A 25,006-nucleotide genomic window follows, 5' to 3' on the forward strand; every position below is an offset into this window, starting at 1 on the left:
CGGGGCAAGCCTTTTTGGTTCCTTTTTGCGGGGGTGGCCTTCCACCGTTTGACAAAAGGGACTCGCCCGAGGGGGCGAAACAAGAAACGTCCGAGCACTCCGAAGCGGCGCAAACACACCCAAACAAGAAGTCTCTGGGTTCCCGCGTTCGCGGGAATGACGAGATTAGGTTGGGTGCAAGGGCTCGCAAGCGAATCCATAGCCCCATCCCAACCACCTAAACGAGCTTTTCCCCAGACAAAGAAAAACCCGGCCGAAGCCGGGTTTTTCCTGGAACTCAGACCAATTACTGCTGCTTGGCCTGGGCTTCCACTTCGGCTTCTACGCGACGGTTGACGGCGCGGCCTTCAGCGGTGCTGTTGTCAGCAACCGGACGGCTCTCACCATAACCAACGGCGTTCACGCGGCCGCCTTCCACACCGTACTCGTTGACCAGCACGTCACGAACGGCGTTGGCACGACGCTCGGACAGTTTCTGGTTGTAGGCGTCGGTGCCGACGGAGTCGGTGTGGCCTTCAACGGTGGTGGAGGTGGACGGGTACTGCTTCATGAAGTCAGCCAGGTTCTTGATGTCAGCGTAGCTGTTCTCTTTGACCTTGGACTTGTCGAAGTCGAACTTGACGTCCAGCTGGACGCGGACGACTTCAGCGACGGCCGGGCAGCCGTTGGCGTCAACGGTGACGTTGGCCGGGGTGTTCGGGCACTTGTCGACGTTGTCGCAGACGCCGTCGTGGTCTTCGTCGGAGCAGACTTCAGCGACCGGTTCCGGAGCCGGGGCCGGCTTGGCGCCGCCACCGAAGTTCATGCCGACGCCGACGCCGGCCATCCACTCGCCCTGGTGACCGTTGTCACGCTTCTCCAGGCCGTACTGGCCGTCGAGGCTGGCCTTGGCGAAGAAGTTCTCGGTGAAGTAGTACTTCAGACCGGCGCCGATGTTGGCCATGGTCAGGTTCTGACGGCTGCCGTTGGCGCTGTTGACGTTGGTCAGGCTCTGGTGACCGATACCGGCGGAAACGTACGGACGCAGGCCGACACCCGGAGTACCGAAGTGGTAGACGGCGTCCAGGGAAGCCAGGTTGCCATGGACCTTCTTGTTGCCGGACTCGTAGGTGCCACGAATGTCGTGGTATTCACCGTAGGAGAGCGCCAGCTCGACGTCGTCGGTCAGGAAGTAGCCGACGGAACCGCCGTAGAGGTCGCCGTTCTTCATGTTGCGGGTGCTGTCAGTGAAGTAGCGCTTGCCGAAGGCTTCGGCTTCGACTGCGCCTTGGCCTTGAGCGAAAGCATTCACGGCGGAAGCGGCGATCATGGAGCCGATCACGACGCCCAGGGTGTTCTTCAGTTTCATCCGTTAAATCCCCATCTTGGTGGTCAGTAAGCCGATGACCGCCGACAAAAGGCAGGCCATACAACTTGCGGGCAAGTTTATCAGAACTTGCGAATTAGAGAGACAACATTTACCCAACTATGTTTCGGATATGCCCGAAAACTTTTCGCGCAGCCGATCGAGTGCACGCTTGTATCGCATCTTGGTCGCACTCAGGCCCATGTGCATGATGTCGGCGATCTCCTGGAATTCGAGCTCTGCGACAAATCGTAGCACCAGAATTTCCCGATCAATGGGGTTGACATGTACCAGCCATCGGTCCAGGCCGCCCCGTTCCTCGACCTTCGGCGCCTTCTCCTCGGAAGCCTCCTCGAGCGGGTCCAGGCTCAGCGCATCGAGCAGGCGACGCTTTCGTCTTTCCTTGCGATATTGGGTAATGCACTCGTTGTAAGTGATGCTGTACAACCAAGTTTTGAACTTCGATTTACCCTCGAAGTTCTTCAAACCGTACAACACCTTGAGCATCACTTCCTGACACACGTCATCGGCATCCCGATCGTTGCCCAGATAGCGTGCGCAGACGTTGAACAGCGTGCGCTGGTATCGGCGCATCAGCTCCTCGTACGCCCGGGTGACGTGGAACAGCTCGTCATGGGCGCGCTCCACCAGCTCCTCGTCGGTCAGCTGGCGCGGGTCGTAGCGCTGGGACAATGGTTGCGGCTTGTTCAAGTCGGGTCGGGCCAGGTCATGTCGGCCGCCGACGCGGCTTTCGCGAAGCGGCGTCGGCGTTGCACGGGATCATCTCAGCGGCTGGTCACACGGCGCTCGAGGAGCACGCGGTTGGCAATGGACACCAACTCGCCCTCATCGGTCATCAGAATAGTCTTGATGGTGCCGATTTCTTCGATGATGCCTTCGACATCGTCCACTTTCACCTCTTGCCCGACCTGGTACAGCTCGCGCACGTAGATGCCGGCGATGATCTGCCCGGCGATCTCCCGGCTGCCCAGGCCCAGGGCCAGGGCGGCGGCGAGGCCGACGGTGATCAGCACGATGGCGATGATGTAGTTGAGCAGGTCGGTCTTGACCTCGAGCTGGCCGACGGCCACCGAGATGCTGATGATGATCACCAGCCACTGGGCCACGCGCCCCAAGCCGCCGGCGTATTCCAGGCCCACGCCCTCGGCGGCGCCGCGCACCACACTGTTGAGCAACTGCGCCAGGAGCACGCCGACGATCAGCACCAGGGCCGCGCCGAACACCTTGGGCAGGTACAGGGCGAGCACGTCGAGGGTGGCGGAGACGCGCTGCAGGCCGAGGGACTCGGCGGCGGAGACCAGGAACACCAGCAGCACGAACCAGTAGACGATCTTGCCCACCAGGGTCGAGACCGGCACCTGGATGCCGACGCGGGCCATCAGCTTGGTCAGGCCGGTGCCGCCCATCAGGCGGTCCAGGCCGAGCTTGGCCAGCAGCTTGGACAGCAGGGCGTCGAGCAGCTTGGCCACGACGAAGCCGAGCAGCACCACCACCAGGGCGCCGAGCAGGTTCGGGATGAACCCGGCGAGCTTGCTCCACAGGGTGTTCATGGCGGTGAGCAGGCTTTGCGTCCAGATATCGAATTGCATCTTCAATCGGCCTTGTCAGCGGAAGGGGCGGAATTCTGCGGGCGCCGGGACACCGGCGCAAGGTGGGCGGCGCCGCGGCTCACGCCCAGGCTCAGGGCTTGCAGCCAGTGGCCCATGAGGCTGAACAGGTCGCCGGCGCCGACCTGGCGGTTGGCGGTCTTCAGCACGCGACCCAGGCGCGCGTCGTCCTCCGGCTCCTGGGCCGGCATGCGCAACAGGTTGCGCAGGGATTCTTCGAACGGGTCGTGCATGCACAGCTCTCCTTCGTGTGCTGCCTTGACGCAGCCACACCCCCACAAGTCACATCAGAGCCAGCGCAGGCGGCGGAAGATCCACCACTGGGTCACGGCGATCACGGCCATCAGCAGGCAGGCCATGGCGAAGCCGTGCGGCGCGCTGGAGCCCGGAATCCCGCCTACGTTGATGCCCAGAAGCCCGGCCACGAAACTCATGGGCAGGAAAAAGCCGGTGATGATACCAAGAATGTACATGGTCTTGTTCATCCGCTCGGTGATCCGCCGGTGCTCGGCCTCCTGGATCAGCGAAATGCGCTCGCGCACCAGCTCCAGTTCCTCGAGGTTGCGCGTCAGGCGGTTATACAGCTCGTTCCAGTAGTCGGCGTCGTCGCCCAGCGTCCAGGACAGCTTGATCCGCGTGAGCTGCGAGTAGATGTCGCGCTGCGGCGCCAGGTAGCGCCGCAGGCCCGCGGAGCGCCGGCGCAGGGCGCGCAGCTCGGCCTGGTCGGGCACGTTGCGCTCGTCTTCCTCGATGGCCTCCTCCATGGCGTCGAGTTCGTCGGCCAGGCCGCCGATCAGGGTGTCGATGCGGTCGGTGAGGTAGTGCGCCAGGCTCAGCACCAGCTCCGAGGCGTTCTTCGGGCCGCGCCCGGCGGCCAGGTCCTGGCGCAGGTCGGCCACCGCCTTGAGCGGACGCAGGCGCAGGGAGATCACCCGCTGTTTCTCGGCGAACACCCGCAGCGAGACCATGTCCTCGGGCACCGCGCCGGGGTTGAGGTTGACGCCGCGCAGGAACAGCAGCAGGCGCTCGGCGCCCAGGTCCAGCAGGCGCGGGCGGGTCGCCTCCTCCAGCAGCAGGTCGCAGGTGAATTCGTTCAGCCCGCTGGAGTCGCGCAGCCAGGACTGCGCCTCGGGGACGCCGCGGTCCCAGTGCACCCAGAGGCTTTCCTCGGGCTTGAGGTCGATCAGGTGCAGTTCCGCGCGGCTGATCTGCCGGCCACTGCCGCGGCCGTCGAGGACGTAGCCGTAGATGAGCCCGCGCTCGGTTCCGCTTTCGTATTGCTGCATCGCGTGTTCCGGAAGGTGCCGGGCGCCGCCGGCGGTCGAACATTGACCGGCGCAGGCGCCCGGCGTTCAGCTCACTCGGGCATTTTCAGGGCCTGGGGGGAAACGATGATGCCGTTGTTGTCGGCGTAGACGAACTCGCCCGGACGGAAAGTGATGCCGCCGAAGGTCACGGCCACGTTGAGGTCGCCGATGCCGCGCTTGTCGGTCTTCATCGGGTGGCTGGCCAGGGCCTGCACGCCCAGGTCGGTCTGCGCGATCACGTCGACGTCGCGGATGCAGCCGTAGACCACGATGCCTTCCCAGCCGTTCTTCGCCGCCTTCTCGGCCAGCATGTCGCCCAGCAGCGCGCGGCGCAGCGAGCCGCCGCCGTCGACCACCAGCACCTTGCCCTTGCCGTCCTTGTCCACCTGCTCCTTGACCAGCGAGTTGTCCTCGAAGCACTTGATGGTGACGATTTCGCCGCCGAAGGAGTCGCGACCGCCGAAGTTGCTGAACATGGGCTCGACGACCTGGACCAGGTCGGGATAGGCATCGCACAGATCAGGGGTGACGTATTGCATGGAGAGACTCCTTGGAGTGTCGGGATGAACCTGCGGCGGACCGGCGGAGCGGCGATGAAGCCCGGAATGACCGGAACCCGGCTTGGCGTCACAGTCTAGCGACTGTCACGCCATCCGCCTACGCCCGCCGCCCTGCTCCGCGGCTTGGCGGCCTTCGGGCACAGATTGCCGAGAGGCACGGTATTCCCCCCGTAGGAGCGGACCTTGTCCGCGATGGCCGAAACCACCGGCGCGGTTCGCGGATAAGATCCGCTCCTACGCTGCCCCACCCGCATCATTCACCTGTAGGAGCGTGCCCTGCGCGCGAATCGCGGGCAGGGCCCGCTCCTACAGCCCGCCGGATGGCACGGTATTCCTCCCCCCCGCAGGAGCGGACCTTGTCCGCGATAGCCGGCCATCCCGGCGCGGATCGCGGATGAGATCCGCTCCTACGCCGCCCCACCCGCATCATTCACCTGTAGGAGCGGGCCCTGCGCGCGAATCGCGGGCAGGGCCCGCTCCTACAGCCCGCCGGATGGCACGGTATTCCTCCCCCGTAGGAGCGGACCTTGTCCGCGATAGCCGGCCATTCCGGCGCGGGTCGCGGATGAGATCCGCTCCTACGCTGCCCCACCCGCATCATTCACCTGTAGGAGCGGGCCCTGCGCGCGAATCGCGGGCAGGGCCCGCTCCTACAGCCCGCCGGATGGCACGGTATTCCTCCCCCGTAGGAGCGGACCTTGTCCGCGATAGCCGGACGTCCCGGCGCGGATCGCGGATAAGATCCGCTCCTACGCGGCCCCACCCGCGGCATTCCCCTGCGCGCGAAATCGCGGGCAGGGTCCGCTGGCGAGTATGGCTTCTCGTAGGAGCGAGCTTGCTCGCGAACCGCATGGCACCGCGCTTGTTCGCGAGCAAGCTCGCTCCTACGAAGAGCACCTCGGCGCAGCCCGTAACCCTACGGGTTGCCGGGAGGCAGGGCCTGGTGTTCCAGCCAGTGCCGGACCCGCGGCCAGACCTCGCGCTGGGCGCCCTTGCTCACCAGCATCTCGACGTGCCCGAAGTTTTCCGAAAAGCCCTGCCGGCGCCCCAGGCAGAGGTATTCGCGGACTTCGGAGCCGAACTGCTCGAACAGCTTGCGGCAGGCCCAGGGCGGGTCCTGGCGGTCGCCCTCGGCGCTGACCGCCAGCACCGGCGCCGTTATCTTGGCCAGGCCGCCCCACCAGTCGTTGTCGCGTTCGCCGAAGCGGCCGAACAGGCCGTACCAGCGCAAGGCCTCCAGGGCCAGGCCGATGGGCTCGTCCTCCGGGCCGCGGCGCAGGCGCGGGCCGGGGATCACGCCCATTCGCTTGAGCAGGAAGCGCCCGCTCCAGGCCACCGGCGGCAGCTTCAGCGCCCAGTAGTCGCGGCTGACCTGGCTGCCGAACAGCGCCACGCTGGCCACCTGCTCCGGCGCCAGGTAGCCGCCGCCGAGAGCCGCGGCCAGGCTGGTGCCGCCCAGGGAATGACCGATCCAGTGTGGCGCCTGGCCGCTCTGCTCGACGACGAAGGCGGCGATGGCCGGCAGGTCGAAGCGCGCATAGGCGGCGACGCTGTTGCGCGAATAGTCGAGGTTGCGCGGCGACAGGCCGTGGCCGCGCATTTCCGGTATCCACACGTCGAAGCCGGCGCGCGCCAGGTACGGCCCCAGGCCGATGGCCTTGGGCGAATACCAGAAACGCCGGTTGGAGAAGCTGCCGTGCACCAGGATCACCGGCGCGCCGCGCTGCTCGCGGCTCGGCAGGCCCAGGCGGGTCAGCGCCAGCTCGACGCTGGGGTCCGGGCTGTTGTTGGGTTTCAGGCGATAGACGTCCTCGGTGAGGCCGCCACGCAGTTCGGCGCTGACGAGCGCCACGGGAAAGAGTCGGCTACTGCTGTGCATGTCGTGGAATGGGTTGGCACGAAAAAAGGGCGGGTGCAAGCACCCGCCCTTCCTGAACCCGCAGGTTCGGTTGGCGTCAGGCCTGGCCTTCGGCCAGGAAGAACCAGGTGTCGAGCACCGAGTCGGGGTTCAGCGAGACGCTCTCGATGCCCTGCTCCATCAGCCACTTGGCCAGGTCCGGGTGGTCCGAGGGGCCCTGGCCGCAGATGCCGATGTACTTGCCGGCGTTGTTGCAGGCGGCGATGGCATTGGCCAGCAGCTTCTTGACCGCTGGGTTACGCTCGTCGAACAGGTGCGCGACGATGCCCGAGTCGCGGTCCAGGCCGAGGGTCAGCTGGGTCAGGTCGTTGGAGCCGATGGAGAAGCCGTCGAAGAACTCGAGGAACTCCTCGGCCAGCAGGGCGTTGGACGGCAGTTCGCACATCATGATGACCTTCAGGCCGTTCTCGCCGCGCTTCAGGCCGTTGGTGGCCAGCAGTTCGACCACCTGGGAAGCCTCGCCGAGGGTACGCACGAAGGGCACCATCAGCTCGACGTTGGTCAGGCCCATCTCGTTGCGGACCTTCTTCATCGCCCGGCATTCCAGCTCGAAGCAATCGCGGAAGGATTCGCTGATGTAGCGCGAGGCGCCGCGGAAGCCGAGCATCGGGTTCTCTTCTTCCGGCTCGTAGAGCTTGCCGCCGATCAGGTTGGCGTACTCGTTGGACTTGAAGTCCGACAGGCGCACGATGACCTTCTTCGGCCAGAAGGCCGCGGCCAGGGTGCTGACGCCCTCGACCAGCTTCTCGACGTAGAAGCCCACCGGGTCGTCGTAGCCGGCGATGCGCTTCTCGACGCTTTCCTTGATGTCGGCCGGCAGGCTGGCGAAGTTCAGCAGCGCCTTGGGGTGCACGCCGATCATGCGGTTGATGATGAATTCCAGGCGGGCCAGGCCCACGCCCTCGTTGGGCAGTTGGGCGAAGTCGAAGGCGCGGTCCGGGTTGCCGACGTTCATCATGATCTTGAACGGCAGGTCGGGCATGGCGTCGACCGAGTTCTGGCGCACGTCGAAGCCCAGCTGGCCTTCGTAGATCAGGCCGGTGTCGCCTTCGGCGCAGGACACGGTGACCTGCTGGCCGTCCTTCAGCACGGCGGTGGCGTTGCCGCAGCCGACCACCGCCGGGATGCCCAGCTCACGGGCGATGATCGCCGCGTGGCAGGTACGCCCGCCGCGGTTGGTGACGATGGCGCTGGCGCGCTTCATCACCGGCTCCCAGTCCGGGTCGGTCATGTCGGAGACCAGCACGTCGCCGGGCTGCACCTTGTCCATCTCGGAGACGTCGTGGATGACCTTCACCGGGCCTGCGCCGATGCGCTGGCCGATGGCGCGGCCTTCCACCAGGACCTTGCCCTTCTCCTTGAGCAGGTAGCGCTCCATCACGGTGGCGCTGGAACGGCTCTTCACGGTTTCCGGGCGGGCCTGGACGATGTACAGCTTGCCGTCGTCGCCATCCTTCGCCCATTCGATGTCCATCGGGCGCTGGTAGTGCTTCTCGATGATCAGCGCCTGCTTGGCCAGCTCGGTGACCTCGGCGTCGGACAAGGCGAAGCGCGCGCGGTCGGCCTTCTCCACGTCGACCACCTTGACCGACTTGCCGGCCTTGGCTTCATCGCCGTAGATCATCTTGATCGCCTTGCTGCCCAGGTTGCGGCGCAGGATCGCCGGGCGGCCGGCTTCCAGGGTGGGCTTGTGCACGTAGAACTCGTCGGGGTTCACCGCGCCCTGCACCACGGTCTCGCCGAGGCCGTAGGCGCCGGTGATGAACACCACGTCACGGAAGCCGGACTCGGTGTCCAGGGTGAACATCACCCCGGCGGTGCCGGTTTCCGAGCGGACCATGCGCTGCACGCCGGCGGACAGGGCGACCAGCTTGTGGTCGAAGCCCTGGTGCACGCGGTAGGCGATGGCACGGTCGTTGAACAGGGAGGCGAAGACTTCCTTGGCCGCGCGGATCACGTTGTCCACGCCGCGGATGTTCAGGAAGGTCTCCTGCTGGCCGGCGAAGGAGGCGTCCGGCAGGTCTTCGGCGGTGGCGGAGGAGCGCACGGCCACGGCCATGTTGTCGTTGCCGCCGGCCATCTCGGCGAAGGCCTTGCGGATGTCGGCGTCCAGCTGGGCGGGGAACTCGGCGTCCATCACCCACTGGCGGATCTGCGCGCCGGTCTTGGCCAGGGCGTTGACGTCGTCGACATCGAGGGCGTCCAGGGCGGCGTGAATGCGATCGTTCAGGCCACTCTGCTCGAGGAAGTCACGGTAGGCCTGGGCGGTGGTGGCGAAACCACCGGGAACCGAAACCCCAGCACCGGCGAGGTTGCTGATCATTTCGCCCAGGGATGCGTTCTTGCCCCCCACACGTTCGACATCATGGACGCCGAGCTTATCGAGGGAAACTACGTACTCTACCAAGGTGATCTCTCCACTGAATGTTGGAAAAGCTCAAACGGGCCACCGCGACGCTGCCCCTTTCTGGCCGCGGCCAGAAAAATAAGTGACAATGCCCCGGCAGGAGGCCTTGCAAAAGCGCGGCCTATCATACTCAGGATTCTTTCCTACATTAAGGCCCGCAGCGCAATGAAACGTACGGCTTTCTTCATTTCCGACGGAACCGGCATCACCGCCGAAACCCTCGGCCAGAGTCTTCTTGCGCAGTTCGAGAACATCCATTTCCACAAACTGACGCGACCGTACATCGACACCGAAGAAAAAGCGCGCGTCATGGTACAGCAAATCAACGCGGCTGCGCAGGCGGACGGCGCCCGCCCGATCATCTTCGACACCATCGTCAACCGTGAGATCCGGGCGGTCCTGGCCCAGTCGAACGGCTTCATGATCGACATCTTCTCGACCTTTTTGTCCCCTCTGGAGCAGGAATTATCCGCGGACTCGTCGTATTCCGTCGGAAAATCCCACAGCATCGGCCACAATCCGCACTACATGGAGCGGATCGACGCGGTCAACTTCGCCCTCGACAACGACGACGGCGCCCGCACCCACTACTACGACAAGGCCGACCTGATCCTGGTCGGCGTGTCGCGCTGCGGCAAGACGCCCACCTGCCTCTATATGGCAATGCAATATGGCATTCGTGCGGCGAACTATCCGCTGACCGAGGAGGACATGGAGCGCCTGCAACTGCCCAACGCCCTCAAGCCCTACAAGGGCAAGCTGTTCGGCCTGACCATCGACCCCGACCGGCTCACCGCCATCCGCAACGAGCGCAAGCCCAACAGCCGCTACGCCAGCTTCGCCCAGTGCGAGTTCGAGGTGCGCGAGGTGGAGAACCTGTTCCGCCGCGAGAACATCGCCTACATCAACTCCACCCATTTCTCGGTGGAGGAGATCGCCGCCAAGATCATGGTGGAGAAAGGCGTCGAGCGCCGCCTGAAGTAGCCCCGCACGGCCCTGTGAACCGGCTCACGCTGCCGCCCGCCGGGGCCTGGCGGGTGTCGTCACACGGGACCTGCGTGCTAGAATCGCGCCCCGCATCCCTCCTGGGGGGCCCAGGCCCCGGCCAAGGATGACTCGCCCGCAGGCCGTGGCGTTTGCCGGATGTACCCGTTCACTGGCCTACGGCCCCCAGCGCTCAGGACTTATGAGACTCAAGCCCACAGCCCTGCTGCTCCTGATTTTCCTGGCAGCCTTCGGCGGCCCCGTCGGCGCGGCCGGCAAGACCGTCTACGGGCTCATCGAATACGCCCACATCGGCCAGCTCGACCAGGTGCTGGCGGCCAAGCTCGACACCGGCGCCAAGACCGCCTCCCTGAGCGCCCGCGACATCAAGCGCTTCAAGCGCGACGGCGAAACCTGGGTGCGCTTCTACCTGGCCACCGACACCGCCGACAGCCAGCCGCTGGAGCGGCCGCTGGCGCGCATCAGCAAGATCAAGCGGCGCCACGGCGACTTCGACCCCGACGAGGGCAAGGCCTACACCGCGCGTCCGGTCATCGAGCTGGACGTCTGCCTGGGCAGGCTGCGCCGCACCATCGAAGTGAACCTTACCGACCGCAGCGCATTCCAATATCCCCTGCTGATCGGCTCCGACGCGCTCAAGCGCTTCGGCGCCCTGGTCGACCCCAGCCTGAAATACGCCGCCGGCCAGCCCGGTTGCCCCGTTGCGAAACCTGCCGAGTAAAGCCCATGCGCTCCATCAACCTGCACCTGAAGATCCTGATCGCCATCCTGGTGGTCCTGGGCGTTTCCATCACCGCCTACCAGATCTTCATCCTCGGCATCCCCATGACCGAGGCGGAAACCGACGACCTGTGGAACATCGACGCCAAGGTCGAATTCCTCGCCACGCCGAAGACCCCGGTCAAGGTGCAGATGTTCGTGCCGCCGCTGACCCAGGGCTACGTCAGCCTCAACGAGAGCTTCGTCTCGAACAACTACGGGGTGAGCATCAACCGCGCCGACGGCAACCGCAAGGTGACCTGGTCCTCGCGCCGCGCCAACGGCAAGCAGACGCTCTACTACCGCCTGGTGCTGACCAAGCGCTTCAGCGGCGAGCAACCCAAGGAAAAAGGCCCGATCTTCCGTGACAGCCCGCCCCTGGAAGGCCCGGAGAAGATTGCCGCCGAGGCCCTGATCGCGCCCATCCGCCAGCACTCGGCGGACATCGAGACCTTCGTCAGCGAAACCATCAAGCGCGCCAACAACCTGGCCGACGACAACGTCAAGCTGCTGCTGGCCGGCGACACCAGCCTGGAGAAGCGCTCGTACATCGTCGAGACCCTGCTGGCCCAGGCCCACGTGCCCATGGAGCGCGTGCACACCCTGCGCCTGCTGGCCAACCAGGCGCAGAGCCCGGAACTGTGGCTGCGCAGCTACAACGGCAAGGACTGGCTGTACTTCAACCCCGAGACCGGCGAGCGCGGCCTGCCCGCCGACCGCCTGATCTGGTGGCTGGGCGACGAGCCGCTGCTGGCGGTGGAAGGCGGCAAGAAAGCGCTGATCAGCTTCAGCCTGAACAACAGCGAGATGAACGCCATCCGCCTGGCCAAGCTGACCAACGAGAACACCGACGCAAGCTTCCTCGACTACTCGCTGTACGGCCTGCCGCTGTCCACCCAGCAGACCTTCCAGATCATGATCATGATCCCCTTCGGCGTGCTGGTGATCCTGGTCCTGCGCAACCTGATCGGCATCCAGACCCTCGGCACCTTCACCCCGGTGCTGATCGCCCTCGCCTTCCGCGAGACCGGCCTGCAGTGGGGCATCGGCCTGTTCACCGTGATCACCGCCCTGGGCCTGTCGCTGCGCTCGTACCTTGAGCACCTGAAGCTGCAGATGCTGCCACGCCTGTCGGTGGTGCTGACCTTCGTGGTGGTGATGATCGCCGCCATCAGCCTGCTCAGCCACCGCCTGGGCTTCGAGAGCGGCCTGTCGGTGGCGCTGTTCCCCATGGTGATCCTGACCATGAGCATCGAGCGCCTGTCGATCACCTGGGAAGAGCGCGGCGCCGCGCACGCCATGAAGGCGGCGGTGGGCACCCTGTTCGCCGCGGCCCTGGCGCACATCCTGATGCGCGTGCCGGAGCTGGTGTACTTCGTGTTCACCTTCCCGGCGGTGCTGCTGCTCCTGGTGGCCTTCATGCTGGCGATGGGTCGCTACCGCGGCTACCGCCTGACCGAGCTGTTCCGCTTCAAAGCCTTCCTGAAGGACTGAGCCATGTTCGGCCTGATCAAGCGGTGGAAAGCCCTGGAAGCCAAGGGCATCATGGGCATCAACCGGCGCAACGCGGACTTCGTGCTGAAGTACAACAAGCGCCACCTGTACCCGATCGTCGACGACAAGATCATCACCAAGGAACGCGCCATCGCCGCCGGCATCCACGTGCCGGAGATGTACGGGATCATCTCCACCGAGAAGGAGATCGAGAAGCTCGATTCCATCATCGGCGAGCGCAACGACTTCGTCATCAAGCCGGCGCAGGGCGCCGGCGGCGACGGCATCCTGGTGATCGCCGACCGCTTCGAGGGCAACTTCAAGACCGTCTCCGGGCGCATCATCAGCCGCGAGGAGATCGAGTACCAGCTCTCCAGCATCCTCACCGGCCTGTACTCCCTGGGCGGGCACCGCGACCGCGCGCTGATCGAGTACCGCGTCACCCCCGACCAGATCTTCCGCAGCATCAGCTACGAGGGCGTGCCGGACATCCGCATCATCGTCCTCATGGGCTACCCGGTGATGGCCATGCTGCGCCTGCCGACGCGCCAGTCCAACGGCAAGGCCAACCTGCACCAGGGCGCCATCGGCGTGGGCGTGGACCTGGCCACCGGCATCACCCTGCAGGGCACCTGGCTGAACCGCAAGATCGCCAAGCACCCGGACACCACCAACGCGGTGGACGGCGTGCAGCTGCCGCACTGGGACGGCTTCATGAAGCTGGCCGCCGGCTGCTACGAGCTGTGCGGCCTGGGCTACATCGGCGTGGACATGGTGCTGGACCAGGACAAGGGCCCGCTGATCCTCGAACTCAACGCCCGCCCCGGGCTGAACATCCAGATCGCCAACGACTGCGGCCTGACCGGCCGCGCCCAGGCGGTGGAGGCCCACCTGGTGGAGCTGCAGGCCAAGGGCGTGCAGGAGACTCCGGAGGAGCGGGTGCGTTTCTCGCAGAAGCTGTTCGGGCATGTGCCGACGCGGGAGATCTGAGGCGGAGTCGGGGGCTTTTCGTAGGAGCGAGCTTGCTCGCGAACGGTGTTTCCCGGGGGCTTTCGGTGCTGGGTTCGAGAGCGCCCTCTCCCCAACCCTCTCCCTGAAGGGAGAGGGGGCTGTCCTGAGCGACGCGTCGGTCAGGCGCCATCCTTCAACCCCGTCATTCCCGCGAACGCGGGAACCCAGAGACTTTTGGGGTTGGGCTCGGTGTAGCGCGCCGCTCCGAGTCTGCGGAGATTTTTTGTTTCGCCCCCTCGGGCGAGTCCCTTTTGTCAATCGGTGGAAGGCCACCCCCGCAAAAAGGAACCAAAAAGGCTTGCCCCGACATACGGGCCCGATGGAGCCGGGCTACCCTCGCGAATTCCCCCGCCACGGAGGCCCGAACTAGGCGTCCCCCCCCGAGCGTACGTCCCTGTAGCCCATCGGGGCTCTCGCGACATCCATGTCGCATGACCTCCTGAGCGCCGGTTTCGCTCGGCCTGCTGAAGGGGCGTTCGGAGTGCGCGGATATTTCTCTGGAAGTCCGAATCGCGGACAGAGTCCGCTCCTACGGTTCCAGGAAGCTCGGCTTTTCGTAGGATGGTGTTGAGCGAAGCGATACCCATCACCACGGCAGCATGGGTATCGCAAGCTCAACCCATCCTACGGTTCAGGGAAGCACGGGCGTAGGAGCGGACTCCGTCCGCGATCGACCAACCGCCCGCAGCGGGCTATCCGGTGACGCTCAGCGCACCACCGCCAGCTCGAACCCGCCCTGGTCGGCATGCTGGCGCACCTTCATGCCCTCCTCGTTCACCGCCAGGTTTTCCAGCGGGCGCTTGTAGGGTTTGTTGTCCAGCGTCTGCAGGGCGCGGTCCTCGTCGGTGGTCAGCAGCAGCACGTAGCGCTCGCCCTGGTTGGCGCGCACCGGCACCGTGCCTTCGATGAAGGCGTAGCGGTACCAGGTTTCCGGGTTGAGCTTGTACACCGCGTCGCTGACCAGGCGCGTCGGGCGCTTGCGTTCGTCGAGGAACAGCAGCGACGGGTAGACCACCTGGTGGTTGGAGAAGCTGCGCACGCGCAGGCCGTAGACCTGCTGCGAGGCCGGCAGCTTCATGGCTACGTAGTAGCTCTTGCCCATGGGGAAGTCGAAGCTCGGCGAGAACTTGTTGAGCTCCTCGTAGCGCGGCTCGTCGGCGTTCAGCTCGGTGAACTCGCCCTCGGCGATCTGCTCGCAGCAGCGCCTTTGCAGGTCCTGGTAGAGGTCATTGAGGGTCTTGCCGCTGCCCTTGAGCAGGGCCTTCATGGCGTCGCTCTGCTCGCCGCTGCCGTCCAGCCCCGGCAGGGCCTGCGGGCGCTGCTTGAATTGCACCTCGCGGCCCTCGGTGAAGGCGATCTGGTTGCGGCGGATGCCGTCGGCGCGGTCCTGGGCGGTGATCGGCGAGTTGTGCATGCGGCCCTGCTCGTCGACCCAGGTGTAGTACGGGTTGCCGTTCTCGCTGCGGACGAAGCCCTTGTCCTCGTAGGCCTCGGCGTCGATGTACTCGGAGGAATGGTCGCCGTTGGGCAGCACGTAGTCGCCGCGCCCGGCGGGCACCTGGTTGCCGGCGTAGAAGCTGTTCTGCAGGTTGCCCTGGCCGTCCACCCAGGTGAAGTAGCGGCGCTTGCTCTCCCCCGCCGGCGCGCTGCCGGGCCAGAGGGTGCCGCCGTCGTCGCGCAGGCGGGCGCGGTCGCTCTGGTCGATGCGCCTGGCCGCCTGGCGCTGCTGCTGGCCGTAGCCGGCGTCGACGAAGGTGTTGTGCACCTGGCCGCTGTCGTCGATCCACGACAGGTAGCGCCCGGCGTCGGCCAGCGCCGGCAGCGGCGCGGCCGCCGTAGCCAGCAGGCAGAGGAACAGGTGGCGGGAACGCTGCATCGGGCCGCTCCTCAGAAGGTGGTGTTGTAGGTCAGGGCGAAGATATAGGCCTTCACCGTGGTATGTACATCCATGCCGGCATAGGGGTTGTAGACCAGGTTGTCGATGCCGGTGCAGGTCAGGTTGCAGCTCTGCCCGGCCTTGATGCTCTGCTTGGAGACGAAGTAGTTGAAGCCCAGGTCGATGTTGGTGTCCTTGTCCCAGCGGTAGCCCAGGCCCAGGCCGTAGAGGTCGGCGTCACCGATGGGCACCAGGGCGTCGGCCTTGCTCTTGGGAATCGCCGAGGGCCGGTATTCGTAGCCGGCGCGCAGCTGCAGGCGGTCGTTGACGTCGTACTGCACACCCATGGCGTAGCTCCAGGTGTCGCGGTAGCCACGGTCGAGGATGATGCTGTGGTCGGTGGCGCCGTTGGGGGCGAAGTTCTTGGCGATGCGCAGCAAGTCCAGTTCCCTGTCGAACTCGATCTCCAGGTTGTTCCAGTCGCTGTAGCCGCTCCACTTCAGGTCGAAGTTGAACTGCCAGTCATCGAACGGGCGCAGCTTGATGCCGGTGGAGAAGTTGTCCGGGTTGGTCATCTTCAGCGTCGCCACGCCGTGCTCCTCCTCGGCGTTGCCGTAGGGGAACAGCGGGCTGAGGAAGGCGCCGAACACCGAGTTCTGCAGGCCGGACCAGAAGCCCTGCCAGTCCTTGGTGTAGTCCACCCGGTACTTGCCCTTGAGCTTCATGCGCGACTCGCTCTGGTACACCGCGCCCCAGGCGAACCAGTCGGTGGGCTCCCAGAGCACGCCCAGGTTGTAGCTGGGCGAGAGGGTCTGCTGCATGTCCAGCTTGAGGTTGGCCAGGGTGTCGTAGGGGCCGATGCGCCCGCCGCAGACGTTGAACACCAGCTCGACGATCTCCTGCGCGCCGGGCACGCAGGTGGTGTCGTGGAGGGTCTGCAGCAGGCCGGTGAGCAGGCCGGGGTTGCGGAAGTCGGTGTCCAGGGCCATGGCCTGGTGGGAGAAACCGATGGACAGGCCGAAGGACAGCGTGTCGTTCATCTGGTAGCCCACCGACGGCGAGAAGTAGGTCAGCCGCTGCAGCGACACGCGGCGCCCGTCGTAGCGCCCCGGGTCGCCGTCCGAGTCGCGCGAGTAGCCCAGCGCCTGGGGCGTGTAGACGTTGGTGGCGAAGGTGAACTTGGAGCCCGGCGGGTTGATCGACAGGCCCGCCAGCGGCGCCACCAGCATGGGCACGTCGGTCATGCCGCCCAGGCCCGGCAGGTACATGGTCGGCGTCATGGTGCGGCTGTGGGAGTTGGCCACCGGGTCGTCGGACACGCCGAAGGTGCTCTCGCCGTAGTTCGGCGGCGCGTGGAAGCCGGCGCGGATGTCCATCACCCCGCTGACCAGCTTCACCGTGGTCTGCCGGCCCTTGAGCTTGGTCAGCGCCGCGGGGTTGTAGTGCACGGCGTCGATGCCGGTGGAATCGGCGGTGACCGCGTTGCCCAGGGCCATCGCCTTGGGGTTGCCGATGGTGATGTCGTTGGCCAGTTGCGCCTGGGCCGGCAGAATCCAGCCAAGCCCCGCCCCTGCCATCGCCAGCAGAAGTGGCGAAATGCGCTTCGTCATGGGAACTCCGCTCGCCGTTTAGTCGGGCTTAAGGCCCTTGATATCCAGGGGCAGGGAAACCCCCAGCAAGATATCCGGTGAGTCTTCGGTCAGGCCGAAGCCGGCGTTCACGTTGACGATGTAGTCAGGCGAGGTGCGCAGGCCGAGCGAGAAGTTCATGATTGCGCTGGTCTGCTCGGGAGCCTCCACCGTGCGGGTGTCGAAGTGGTAGCGGCTCTTCATCTGGTAGGCCATCTGGTAGGAGGTGGCCAGGGACACGTCGTAGGACAGCGCGTAGGCCATGCCCATGGCGAAGTTCAGGGTGTCGCCCGGGGTGACCTTGTTCAGCTCCTCGCCGTACTGGTTCTGGTGGATGTTGTCGACCTTGAGGTTGTAGGTGTAGCCGAGCGAGCCGTAGAGCACGACCGGGTCGATCACGTAGGACATGTTCGCGCCCACGCCGAGGCTGTAGTAGCCGTTGCCGGTGGACACGTCCTTGTCCGGGTTCATGTCGAACGGGCTGTCGCCGGTGGGCAGGCCGAGGGTGGCGTAGAAGGTGGTGACCGGGCGGCCGCGCATCGCTGCCCAGGGCTGCCAGCGCAGAGTCGCGGAAATGTCGCCGAGGCTGTAGGCGTGGACGTCGCTCTCGGTGTCGTACTTGGCCACGAAGGGCAGGCGCAGGCTGAAGGTCAGGTTGTCCCAGACGCCGTAGTCGAAGGTGAAGGAGTTGGTGAAGGTGTGCTGCGCCTCGCTGGTCGCCAGCACGCTGTAGACGCTGTCGCCGGTGCGCACCTGCTGGATGCGGGTGTCGCGCATCATCGAGTAGTCCAGGCCGTAGGTGAGGGTCCGCTCGCCCTTCTTCAGCAGGGTGTAGCTCTTCTCCGCCGCCTGGAACACCTCTTCCAGGGCCTTGGCGCTGTCGGCGTCGTCGGCCTTCTTGGCCAGCGCGTCACGCGCCTGGTCGACCGAGCCTTCCTCGGCCGGCGCCGGGCCCGACGCAAGCAAGGCCAGTATGGCGGCGCACGCATACCCCCTGAATCTCATGATGCAATCCCCTGGTCTTGTTCTTATGGAAGGATGAAACGTCGATCACTTGCTGCGTATGAACTGCACGTCGCCTTTGGATGCGGCCTCGATCATCTGGTTGCTGGTGAACTTGCTCATCTCCGGGAACTCGCGGAAGGCCAGCAGGCTCACGGTGCGGTCGTCCACCAGGCGCAGGTCCTGTTCCTTCAGGGCCAGGGCGTTCTTCGGCTCCTGGCCGCCGGGGTAGATGACGAAGAGGACGTTCTGGTCCCAAATCGCCTCGAAGCGGCTGCGGGTGAAGCTGATGTTGCCCAGGGCAGGATCGGCAACGAAGACGTGGTCGTTGTAGACGTCGCGCACCACCACGAAATGCTTGAAGCCGCCGTAGTGGATGGGCACCAGCGCCGGGTGCTCCAGCGAATCCAGGTCGGAGAATTCGGCGCGGAAGCCGCCGCTCCTGTAGCCCAGCGCGGCCGCGTAGCGCTTCATGTCCAGCAGCGAGAAGCCGCGGCGCTGGACGATCTTGTCGGCCTCGCCGTACTTCAGCAGGCCTTCCATCACCTGGCGTTCCTGCAGGTCGCGGCCCAGGTAGTAGTCCAGCAGGGTGGTCAACGCCGCCGAGCCGCAGCTGTAGTCGTAGGCCTGGCGGATGACGTTGCGGAACTGCACCTGGCTCATGGGTTCGAGTTGCACGGCCTCGCGGAAGGGGCCGTTGGGCGTGAGCTGCTGGGTGATGTTCACCGTGCCCCGGGGTTGCGGTTGGGTATCCACCGTCTGGGTGAAACCGAACAGGCCGAGCAGGCTTCCCAGCAGTATCTCGAACATCCCCTCTCCTCTCTCCTGGAAGAACCCTTGCCGGCACGGGCCGGCAAGGGGATACGCGTCACACGACCGATGGATCAGTGGCCCCAGATGCGAACCTGGGAACCGGCCATGTTCAGGTTGGAAACGGTCAGCGAACCGATGCTGGCGGCGCTGGTGTCGCCCACCTTGATGGCGCCCACCGAGACGTCGCCGGTCATGCCCGGCAGGCCCAGGGCCAGCTGCTGGGTGTCGGCGGTGCCGATCTTGGTGGTGACCACGTCGACGGTCAGCGGGTTGGCATCGTCGATCTTCAGGGCGGTGCCGCCCGGGCCGGTCAGGGTGATGTTCTCCAGGCGCAGGGAACCGGACTTGGTGTCGTCGATCTTGTCGGTGTAGACCACCGCCCCGATGCTCGCCTTGAAGTCACCGGCGATGCTGATGCCGTCCTGGCCGGTCACGCCGGCGAGCGCGCTGTCGTCCATGGATTTCAGATCGGCATGGGCCAGGAAGGGAGCGGCCAGAACAGCGCTTGCAAGAACCAGTTGTTTGATTTTTTTCATTCTTGTTTCTCTCCAGTGTTCAGGTGGGGTTGCCCCAGGGCACTGCAGGGGGCGTCCTGCCCCGCTGCAGGTTGGCCGGCCAAGCCGACCCTCCAGACCCGCGCCGTCTTCCCTAGGTGCCGCGGGCATGGATTCGTGAAGCACCAGGCTTCGCGTCCTGTTTCCCAAGCTACTGGGCAACCCCCCACCTGCCAGCCCATCCAAGGGATGGAGCCGGAAACGCCGTTCGCCTCAGGCTTCGCTGAGCAACCCCAGGCTCTTGCCCTTGAGTACCGCCTGGGTGCGGCTGCGCACCCCCAGCTTGGCGAACAGGTTGTGCAGGTGCCACTTGATGGTGGCCTCCGACAGATGCACCGCCTGGGCGATGTCGCGGTTCGAAAGCCCGGCCGCCACCAGCCGCAGGATTTCCCGCTCGCGGTGGCTAACATCTTGATTTTCCTCGAAACCTGCCGGGTCGACGGACAGCCTGCGGCACTGTTCGCGGAGCAGTTCCGCCACCCCCTGCCAGGCCGCCGCGCGCTTGGGTTCGGCCTCGCGCCAGGCGTCCCAGAACGGCAGCAGCCAGATGGCGTCGTCCTGGAACAGCCGGCGGTAACCCTGGTTCCAGGCTTCCTCGAGGGTGGGCGCGAACAGGGCGAAGGCCTTTTCGCTGTTACCTTTCTGCCAATACGCCACAGAAAGTAACAAGGCCAGACGCAACCGCCGGTCGCGCAGATAGGGCGAGGCGTTCGCCGCCAGCGCCGATTCCAGACGTTGCTGGGCGCGCTCGGCGCGCCGCTCGGACAGCGCCACCCGCGCCTCGGCCAGGGCCAGCGCAGCCTGGGCATCGGCATAGCGCTCGGCGGAGAGCCCCGACAGGTGCCGGGCCAGTTGCAGGCAGACGCGCTCGGCCTCGTTCGGCCGGCGCAGCCACAGCAGCAGCTGCACCTTGCAGCCCATGGCCAGCGCGTAGACGCGCTCGTAGCCCGGCGACTGCAGGCCGGCCAGCCATTCGTCGAGCTGGGCCAGGCCCTGTTCGGCCTCGCCGGCGAAGAAGCGCGCCTTGGCCATCACCAGTTGGCCGCGGCTGATCAGCTCCATGGGCGTGGCCACGTCGCGCCAGGTGGTGGCCAGCGGCAGTTCGGCGAGGATGGCCGCATGGCGGTCCTGCTCGTAGAGGATGTCGGCGTAGGCCAGGGCCAGCGGCCCGCCCACCCGGCTGCGCCGGCCGAACACGCGCTCGACGCGGCTGCGCGCGCCCTCGGCGATGGTCCGGCCGCGCTCCAGCTCGCCGCTTTCCTTGCAGATCAGCGCCTCGATCATGCTCGCCACAACCTGCAGGTACTCGCTGTCGGCCATGCGCAGGCACTCGCGGGCCACGCCGATGGCGCCGGCGGCCTCGGCGTAGTCGCCCAGCAGCGCATGGGCGGCGGCCAGGATGCAGGCCAGGCTGGCGCGGAACACCGGCTGGTTGGCCGGCACCAGCGCCAGCCACTGGCGCGACACCTTGAGGCTGGCCTCCAGCTTGTCCTGGTACAGCAGCACCAGGGCTTTGAGCACCTGGGCCACGGCCAGCAGCTCGGCCAGGCCGAAGTTGCGCGCCTTGCCCTGGCCCATCAGCAGGCGGGCGCTGAGTTCCTCGATGAGCGCCTCGGCCTCGGCGAACTTCTGTTCGAAGGCCAGCTGCCAGGCGTAGAAGATCTGGAACACCGGATGCTCGCGGATCACCTCGGCGGGAATGCCGCCGAGCATGCCGAGGATGCTGTACACCCGGTTGCCGGCGATCAGCCGCGCGCCCTGGCGCTCCAGCAGGTCGGCGGCGAAGGCGTAGTCGCGGGCGCGCAGGGCGTAGCGCACGGCGCGGTCGGCCATGTCGCGGCTTTCGCACCAGCGCGCGGCGGCGTTGAGCAGCGGCGTGGGGTCGGCGCTACGGGCCAGGCGGCCTTGGAGGAAGTCGGCGAACAGGTGATGGTAGCGGAACCACTCGCGCGTATCGTCCAGGGGGATGATGAACAGCTGCTCGTTCTGCAGGCGCATGAGCATGTCCAGGCCGTCGCGGCGCCCGGTCAGGGCGTTGCACAGCTCGGCGCAGAACTCGTCGAGCACCGAGGTCTGGTCGAGGAACTGCTGCAGCGCCGGCGGCAGGCTGGCCAGCACGTCCTCGGCGAGGTAGTCGGCGATGTCCCGCTCGGTGCCCGACAGCCCGCGCAGGAAGCCCTCGCGGTCGCTGTGCCGGGCCAGCGCCAGGGCGGCCAGGTGCAGCGCGGTGATCCAGCCCTCGGTGCGCTTGTACAGCAGGCCCAGCTCGGCGTCGTCCAGCTGCAGGCCCTTGAGTTCCAGCAGGTAGGTGTCGGCCTCCTCGCGGGTCAGGCGCAGGTCGGCGCCGTTGAGGCAGAAGGCCCAGGGCGCCAGCGCCGGCTCGTCCACCAGGAAGCGCGGGCGGTAGCGGGTGCTGGTGACCAGGCGCACGTTGTCCGGCAGGTGCTCGATGAGGTAGCGCGCCCCTGGCTGCAGGGCCGGGTGGCGGATCTGGTGGAAGTCGTCGAGGAACAGGTAGAGCGCTCCGTCGATGCGCTTGAGGTCGGCGAGGAAGGCATCCAGCAGCCCTTCCAGCGGCAAGGTCATGTCCGACTGCAGCAGGTTCGAGGTGTTGGCGCCGAAGCCGGGGACGACGCTGCGGATGCTCTCCACCAGGTACTGCAGCAGGCGCTGCGGCTCGCTGTCGCCCTCGTCGCAGGACAGCCAGGCCACCAGCGCGCCACTGGCCAGCAGGCGCTCGCGGAACAGGCTGAGCACGGTGCTCTTGCCGAAGCCGGCCGGCGCGCTGAGGATCAGCGCGCGCTGCTGGCGCGCCGCGAACAGGCGGTCGATGAGCGCCCGCCGCGGCAATAGCAGGGCGCCGTCGGTGCGCGGCGGGAACAGCTTGGTGCGCAACAGCGGCAGGGGCGGCTGCTGGGAGTTGAGTGTGGTCATGTCAGAGCAGGCTCAGCTCGCGGGCGCGGCGAATCGCTTGGGTCCGATTGCGCACCTTGAGCTTCTCGTAGATGTTGTGCAGGTGCCATTTGACGGTGCCCAGGGCCAGCGACAGCTGCTGGCCGATCTCCTCGTTGGAGAGCCCCTGGGCCGCCAGGCACACCACTTCCCGCTCGCGGTCGGTCAGCCCTTCCTCGAGCACGTCCTGTGCCTTGCGCGTTTCCTGGCCGGGCCACAGTCCCAGCAGGCTGCGGATGAACACCTGCAGCGCCGGCTGGCGCTCGGTGGCCTCCAGTTGCTGGAGCATCTGGCGGATGCCCTCGCCTTCCTCGATGAACAGGCTGCGCACGCCTTCGCGCTCGGCGCCCACCAGGCATTGCCCGAGCAGGCTGTTGGCGCGCTCCTGGTAGCCCAGGCGCTGGTAGCTGAGCGCCGCCAGCAGGTCCAGGCGCAGGCGCTGCAGGCCATGCCAGTTGGCTTGCAGCAGGCCGCGCAGCTGGGTGATCTCGTGCAGCGCCTCGCTGAAATGGCCGCGCGCCTGCAACAGGCGCACGCGGCTCAGGCCGCGCACCCAGAGCACCGGGTTGAACGGGCCCTGGCGGTAGGAAGCGGCGAGCTTCTGCCAGTCGATGCCGTTGAGGCGCTGCTCGGCGCGCTTGCAGCGGTCGGCCGCCGGCTCCTGGAGGATCAGGTTGATCTCCTCGCCCACGGCCATGGCGAAGATGCGCCAGGAATGGTTGCGCGAGGCCAGGCTCTGCATCAGCCCGAGAGTCGCCAGGGCCTCCTTGCCGCGCCCCTGCAGGCGCTGCACCCGCGCCAGGCACTGCATGCCCTGGGCATAGAGGTCGATGGGATTGATCACGTCGACACGCCCCAGCGCCCAGCGCAGGCGCTCTTCCAGGCCGTCGACGTCCATGCGGTAGTAGGCGGTCAGACCCTCGGTGATGGCCGGCAGGGCCAGCGCCTGGGAGCGCCGGTCGAACAGCGGCACGGCCTGCTGCTTGACGCGCTCCACCAGCAGTTGCGCCTGCTTCACCTGGCCCTGCTCCAGGGCCAGCATCACCTCGATGGTGGACAGCTGCATGTGCAGGTAGCGGCCGTCGAGGAAATGGTTGCGCTGCTGCGCCAGGCCCATCAGGCGGCGCGCCTGCTCGGGCTGGCCGTGCATCACCTGGGCGAAGGCGGCGACCAGCAGGATGGCGCATTCGAGGAAGGCCGAGTTCTGCCCCAGCTGGCTCTCCACCCGGCGGGCCAGGGCGATGCACTGCTCCAGGTCGTCCTTCTGCAGCGCCAGCACGGCCTTGACCGCCAGCGCCGAGAGGTACTGGTCGCCCATCGGCGTCTGCGGCTTGCCGTCGCTCCAGCGCGCCAGCAGCTCGTCGAGCATGCGGTTGGCCTCGGGCAGGCTCAGTTCGCTGGCGCGGGTCCAGACGTCGCTGAGCACCAGGATCGGGTAGCGCGCGGCGATCTCGTCGGGCACCTGCCGGCGCCAGCGCGAGATCAGGTACAGCTGGCCGCGGTTGATCAGCTCCAGGCCGTAGCCGTCGACCAGGGCGGCGAGCATCTCCGGGTCCTCGGCCAGGCAGGCGTGCTCGATGGCCAGGGTCGGCATGTGGTGGTTGGTGAACCACAGGCTGGCGTTGAAGTGCAGTTGCTTGAAGCGCTCCGGCTCGCGTTCGCGCAGGTGCGCGCGGAGGAAGTCGGCGAACAGCTGGTGGAAGCGGTACCAGTGGCGCTCGCGGTCCAGCGGCATGAGGAACAGTTGCAGGCTGTCCAGGCGCTCCAGCAGGACCTGGCCGTCCTGGCGGCCGGTCAGGGCGTTGGCCAGCTCGCCGTTGAAGCGGCTCGCCACGCTGAGCGTCAGCAGGCTGTCGCGGATGTCCCGGGGCAGGCGCTCGAAGACGCTGCGCAGCAGGTAGTCGCCGACCTCGGCGGGGCCGCCGCCCAGTTCGGCCAGGTCGCGCTGGGCGCCGGCGGGCGGCTGGCGCAGCCACAGGCCGAACAGCTGCACGCCCATCACCCAGCCCTCGGTGCGGGCGTACACGGCCTTCAGGCAGGCCTCGTCGAGCGCCACGCCCTCGCCGCTCAGGTATTCGCGGGTCTGCTCCTGGGACAGGCGCAGCTCTTCCACCCCGACTTCCAGCAGCAGGCCCTTGGCCCGCCAGGTGGCCAGGCTCAGCGGCGGCTGCGAGCGGCTGCCGATGGCCAGGGTCAGGCCCGGCGGGGCGTACTGCACCAGGCGGTTGAGGCCGGCGAAGATGTCCGGCTGGGTGATCCGGTCCAGGTCGTCGAGCACCAGCAGCAGCGGCACGTCGACGCGCAACAGGTCGGAAAGCAGGCTCTCCATGACCGCCACGGCCGGCACCCGCAGGGTGTTGTGCAGGTAGGCCGCGGCGTCCCGGCCGACGTCCGGCAGGCTGGCGGCCAGGGCCTCGGTGAGCTTGCCGCAGAAGCGCCCCGGGTCGTCGTCGGAGCCTTCCAGGGAAAGCCACACCACCTTCTGCCCCTGCGCTTCGCGGCGCTCGGCGAGCATGGCCAGCGCGGCGCTCTTGCCGAAGCCGGCGGGGGCGCTGAAGAGCAGGACGCGATGATGGGCGGAACGCTCCAGGGCAGCCTGGAGCTGGGGGCGGTACTGGTATTCGGCAGGCACCCCGGGGGGTGTCGATCTGGTACGCAGAAGGCTGCCGGCTGCGGTTTTTAGCACTACGTCCACGGCCTCTATCCCTGTTTCATTATCGTTGTGGTACGGAGCATGGCTTCCGCGG

Annotated in this window: 19 protein-coding genes; 4 read left to right on the top strand and 15 right to left on the bottom strand. The window is 66.6% G+C overall.

The window, feature by feature from the left end:
- Positions 1 to 286 precede the first annotated feature (286 nt).
- From BM060_RS30390 to ppsA, 8 genes are all read right to left on the bottom strand, one after another.
- Positions 287 to 1,348, bottom strand: a complete 1,062-nt coding sequence (locus tag BM060_RS30390; RefSeq protein WP_074986027.1) for an OmpA family protein — start codon at positions 1,346 to 1,348, stop codon at positions 287 to 289.
- Between the two features lie 117 nt (positions 1,349 to 1,465).
- On the bottom strand, positions 1,466 to 2,056 hold the full coding sequence (gene sigX / locus BM060_RS30395; RefSeq protein WP_024128632.1) for an RNA polymerase sigma factor SigX: 591 nt from the start codon (positions 2,054 to 2,056) through the stop codon (positions 1,466 to 1,468).
- Positions 2,057 to 2,130: 74 nt separating this feature from the next.
- Complete coding sequence (locus tag BM060_RS30400; protein ID WP_074986032.1) at positions 2,131 to 2,955, bottom strand: mechanosensitive ion channel family protein; 825 nt, start codon at positions 2,953 to 2,955, stop codon at positions 2,131 to 2,133.
- A gap of 2 nt (positions 2,956 to 2,957) precedes the next feature.
- Entirely contained in the window at positions 2,958 to 3,206 is a 249-nt protein-coding gene (locus BM060_RS30405) for a CrfX protein (RefSeq protein WP_074986036.1), read from the bottom strand.
- Between the two features lie 54 nt (positions 3,207 to 3,260).
- Positions 3,261 to 4,259 (bottom strand): divalent cation transporter CmaX, encoded by a 999-nt coding sequence (cmaX, locus tag BM060_RS30410; RefSeq protein WP_074986038.1) that lies wholly within the window; start codon positions 4,257 to 4,259, stop codon positions 3,261 to 3,263.
- Positions 4,260 to 4,330: 71 nt separating this feature from the next.
- On the bottom strand, positions 4,331 to 4,819 hold the full coding sequence (gene rraA, locus BM060_RS30415) for a ribonuclease E activity regulator RraA (protein ID WP_043272131.1): 489 nt from the start codon (positions 4,817 to 4,819) through the stop codon (positions 4,331 to 4,333).
- A gap of 937 nt (positions 4,820 to 5,756) precedes the next feature.
- Positions 5,757 to 6,719, bottom strand: coding sequence for an alpha/beta fold hydrolase (locus BM060_RS30420; protein ID WP_074986040.1), 963 nt, complete (start codon positions 6,717 to 6,719; stop codon positions 5,757 to 5,759).
- A gap of 76 nt (positions 6,720 to 6,795) precedes the next feature.
- Complete coding sequence (gene ppsA, locus BM060_RS30425; protein ID WP_074986042.1) at positions 6,796 to 9,165, bottom strand: phosphoenolpyruvate synthase; 2,370 nt, start codon at positions 9,163 to 9,165, stop codon at positions 6,796 to 6,798.
- A 165-nt stretch (positions 9,166 to 9,330) separates the two neighbouring features.
- On the opposite strand from ppsA, the gene ppsR reads away from it, so the two are divergent.
- The 4 genes from ppsR to BM060_RS30445 all read left to right on the top strand — a co-directional run bounded on the left by ppsR (position 9,331) and on the right by BM060_RS30445 (position 13,413).
- Positions 9,331 to 10,149: a posphoenolpyruvate synthetase regulatory kinase/phosphorylase PpsR gene (ppsR, locus tag BM060_RS30430; RefSeq protein ID WP_009618715.1), complete on the top strand. Its 819-nt coding sequence runs from the start codon at positions 9,331 to 9,333 to the stop codon at positions 10,147 to 10,149.
- Positions 10,150 to 10,351: 202 nt separating this feature from the next.
- Positions 10,352 to 10,891, top strand: a complete 540-nt coding sequence (gene rloA / locus BM060_RS30435) for a retropepsin-like aspartic peptidase RloA (protein WP_009618713.1) — start codon at positions 10,352 to 10,354, stop codon at positions 10,889 to 10,891.
- A gap of 5 nt (positions 10,892 to 10,896) precedes the next feature.
- The gene (rloB, locus tag BM060_RS30440; protein WP_058070251.1) at positions 10,897 to 12,423 is read left to right on the top strand and encodes an osmotic stress tolerance membrane protein RloB; all 1,527 of its coding nucleotides are present in this window, start codon (positions 10,897 to 10,899) and stop codon (positions 12,421 to 12,423) included.
- 3 nt (positions 12,424 to 12,426) lie between these two features.
- A complete protein-coding gene (locus BM060_RS30445; RefSeq protein WP_009618710.1) occupies positions 12,427 to 13,413 on the top strand; it encodes an alpha-L-glutamate ligase-like protein in 987 nt (328 codons plus the stop codon).
- Positions 13,414 to 14,140: 727 nt separating this feature from the next.
- On the opposite strand, the gene BM060_RS30450 is transcribed toward BM060_RS30445, so the two are convergent.
- From BM060_RS30450 to BM060_RS30480, 7 genes are all read right to left on the bottom strand, one after another.
- Positions 14,141 to 15,310 carry a MalM family protein gene (locus BM060_RS30450; protein ID WP_074986043.1) on the bottom strand — a complete coding sequence of 390 codons (1,170 nt, stop codon included), beginning with the start codon at positions 15,308 to 15,310 and terminating at the stop codon, positions 14,141 to 14,143.
- Positions 15,311 to 15,321: 11 nt separating this feature from the next.
- On the bottom strand, positions 15,322 to 16,920 hold the full coding sequence (locus BM060_RS30455; protein WP_009618708.1) for an outer membrane protein transport protein: 1,599 nt from the start codon (positions 16,918 to 16,920) through the stop codon (positions 15,322 to 15,324).
- Between the two features lie 18 nt (positions 16,921 to 16,938).
- Positions 16,939 to 17,943 (bottom strand): transporter, encoded by a 1,005-nt coding sequence (locus BM060_RS30460; RefSeq protein WP_074986045.1) that lies wholly within the window; start codon positions 17,941 to 17,943, stop codon positions 16,939 to 16,941.
- A gap of 45 nt (positions 17,944 to 17,988) precedes the next feature.
- The gene (locus tag BM060_RS30465) at positions 17,989 to 18,750 is read right to left on the bottom strand and encodes a C39 family peptidase (RefSeq protein WP_074986046.1); all 762 of its coding nucleotides are present in this window, start codon (positions 18,748 to 18,750) and stop codon (positions 17,989 to 17,991) included.
- 74 nt (positions 18,751 to 18,824) lie between these two features.
- Positions 18,825 to 19,289 (bottom strand): DUF6160 family protein, encoded by a 465-nt coding sequence (locus BM060_RS30470; RefSeq protein WP_009618705.1) that lies wholly within the window; start codon positions 19,287 to 19,289, stop codon positions 18,825 to 18,827.
- Between the two features lie 231 nt (positions 19,290 to 19,520).
- On the bottom strand, positions 19,521 to 22,241 hold the full coding sequence (locus tag BM060_RS30475; RefSeq protein WP_074986047.1) for a helix-turn-helix transcriptional regulator: 2,721 nt from the start codon (positions 22,239 to 22,241) through the stop codon (positions 19,521 to 19,523).
- 1 nt (position 22,242) lies between these two features.
- Entirely contained in the window at positions 22,243 to 24,954 is a 2,712-nt protein-coding gene (locus tag BM060_RS30480; protein WP_074986049.1) for a winged helix-turn-helix domain-containing protein, read from the bottom strand.
- Positions 24,955 to 25,006: the final 52 nt, after the last annotated feature.

The sequence above is a fragment of the Pseudomonas citronellolis genome, assembly GCF_900112375.1.
GTDB classification, from domain to species: Bacteria; Pseudomonadota; Gammaproteobacteria; order Pseudomonadales; family Pseudomonadaceae; genus Pseudomonas; species Pseudomonas citronellolis.

Excerpts from the sequence above, each read along its gene's own strand:
- BM060_RS30390 (WP_074986027.1), bottom strand. The coding sequence starts at position 1,348 with ATGAAACTGAAGAACACCCTGGGCGTCGTGATCGGCTCCATGATCGCC.
- BM060_RS30400 (WP_074986032.1), bottom strand. The coding sequence starts at position 2,955 with ATGCAATTCGATATCTGGACGCAAAGCCTGCTCACCGCCATGAACACC.
- BM060_RS30405 (WP_074986036.1), bottom strand. The coding sequence starts at position 3,206 with ATGCACGACCCGTTCGAAGAATCCCTGCGCAACCTGTTGCGCATGCCG.
- cmaX (WP_074986038.1), bottom strand. The coding sequence starts at position 4,259 with ATGCAGCAATACGAAAGCGGAACCGAGCGCGGGCTCATCTACGGCTAC.
- rraA (WP_043272131.1), bottom strand. The coding sequence starts at position 4,819 with ATGCAATACGTCACCCCTGATCTGTGCGATGCCTATCCCGACCTGGTC.
- BM060_RS30420 (WP_074986040.1), bottom strand. The coding sequence starts at position 6,719 with ATGCACAGCAGTAGCCGACTCTTTCCCGTGGCGCTCGTCAGCGCCGAA.
- ppsR (WP_009618715.1), top strand. The coding sequence starts at position 9,331 with ATGAAACGTACGGCTTTCTTCATTTCCGACGGAACCGGCATCACCGCC.
- rloA (WP_009618713.1), top strand. The coding sequence starts at position 10,352 with ATGAGACTCAAGCCCACAGCCCTGCTGCTCCTGATTTTCCTGGCAGCC.
- rloB (WP_058070251.1), top strand. The coding sequence starts at position 10,897 with ATGCGCTCCATCAACCTGCACCTGAAGATCCTGATCGCCATCCTGGTG.
- BM060_RS30445 (WP_009618710.1), top strand. The coding sequence starts at position 12,427 with ATGTTCGGCCTGATCAAGCGGTGGAAAGCCCTGGAAGCCAAGGGCATC.
- BM060_RS30450 (WP_074986043.1), bottom strand. The coding sequence starts at position 15,310 with ATGCAGCGTTCCCGCCACCTGTTCCTCTGCCTGCTGGCTACGGCGGCC.
- BM060_RS30455 (WP_009618708.1), bottom strand. The coding sequence starts at position 16,920 with ATGACGAAGCGCATTTCGCCACTTCTGCTGGCGATGGCAGGGGCGGGG.
- BM060_RS30460 (WP_074986045.1), bottom strand. The coding sequence starts at position 17,943 with ATGAGATTCAGGGGGTATGCGTGCGCCGCCATACTGGCCTTGCTTGCG.
- BM060_RS30465 (WP_074986046.1), bottom strand. The coding sequence starts at position 18,750 with ATGTTCGAGATACTGCTGGGAAGCCTGCTCGGCCTGTTCGGTTTCACC.
- BM060_RS30470 (WP_009618705.1), bottom strand. The coding sequence starts at position 19,289 with ATGAAAAAAATCAAACAACTGGTTCTTGCAAGCGCTGTTCTGGCCGCT.
- BM060_RS30475 (WP_074986047.1), bottom strand. The coding sequence starts at position 22,241 with ATGACCACACTCAACTCCCAGCAGCCGCCCCTGCCGCTGTTGCGCACC.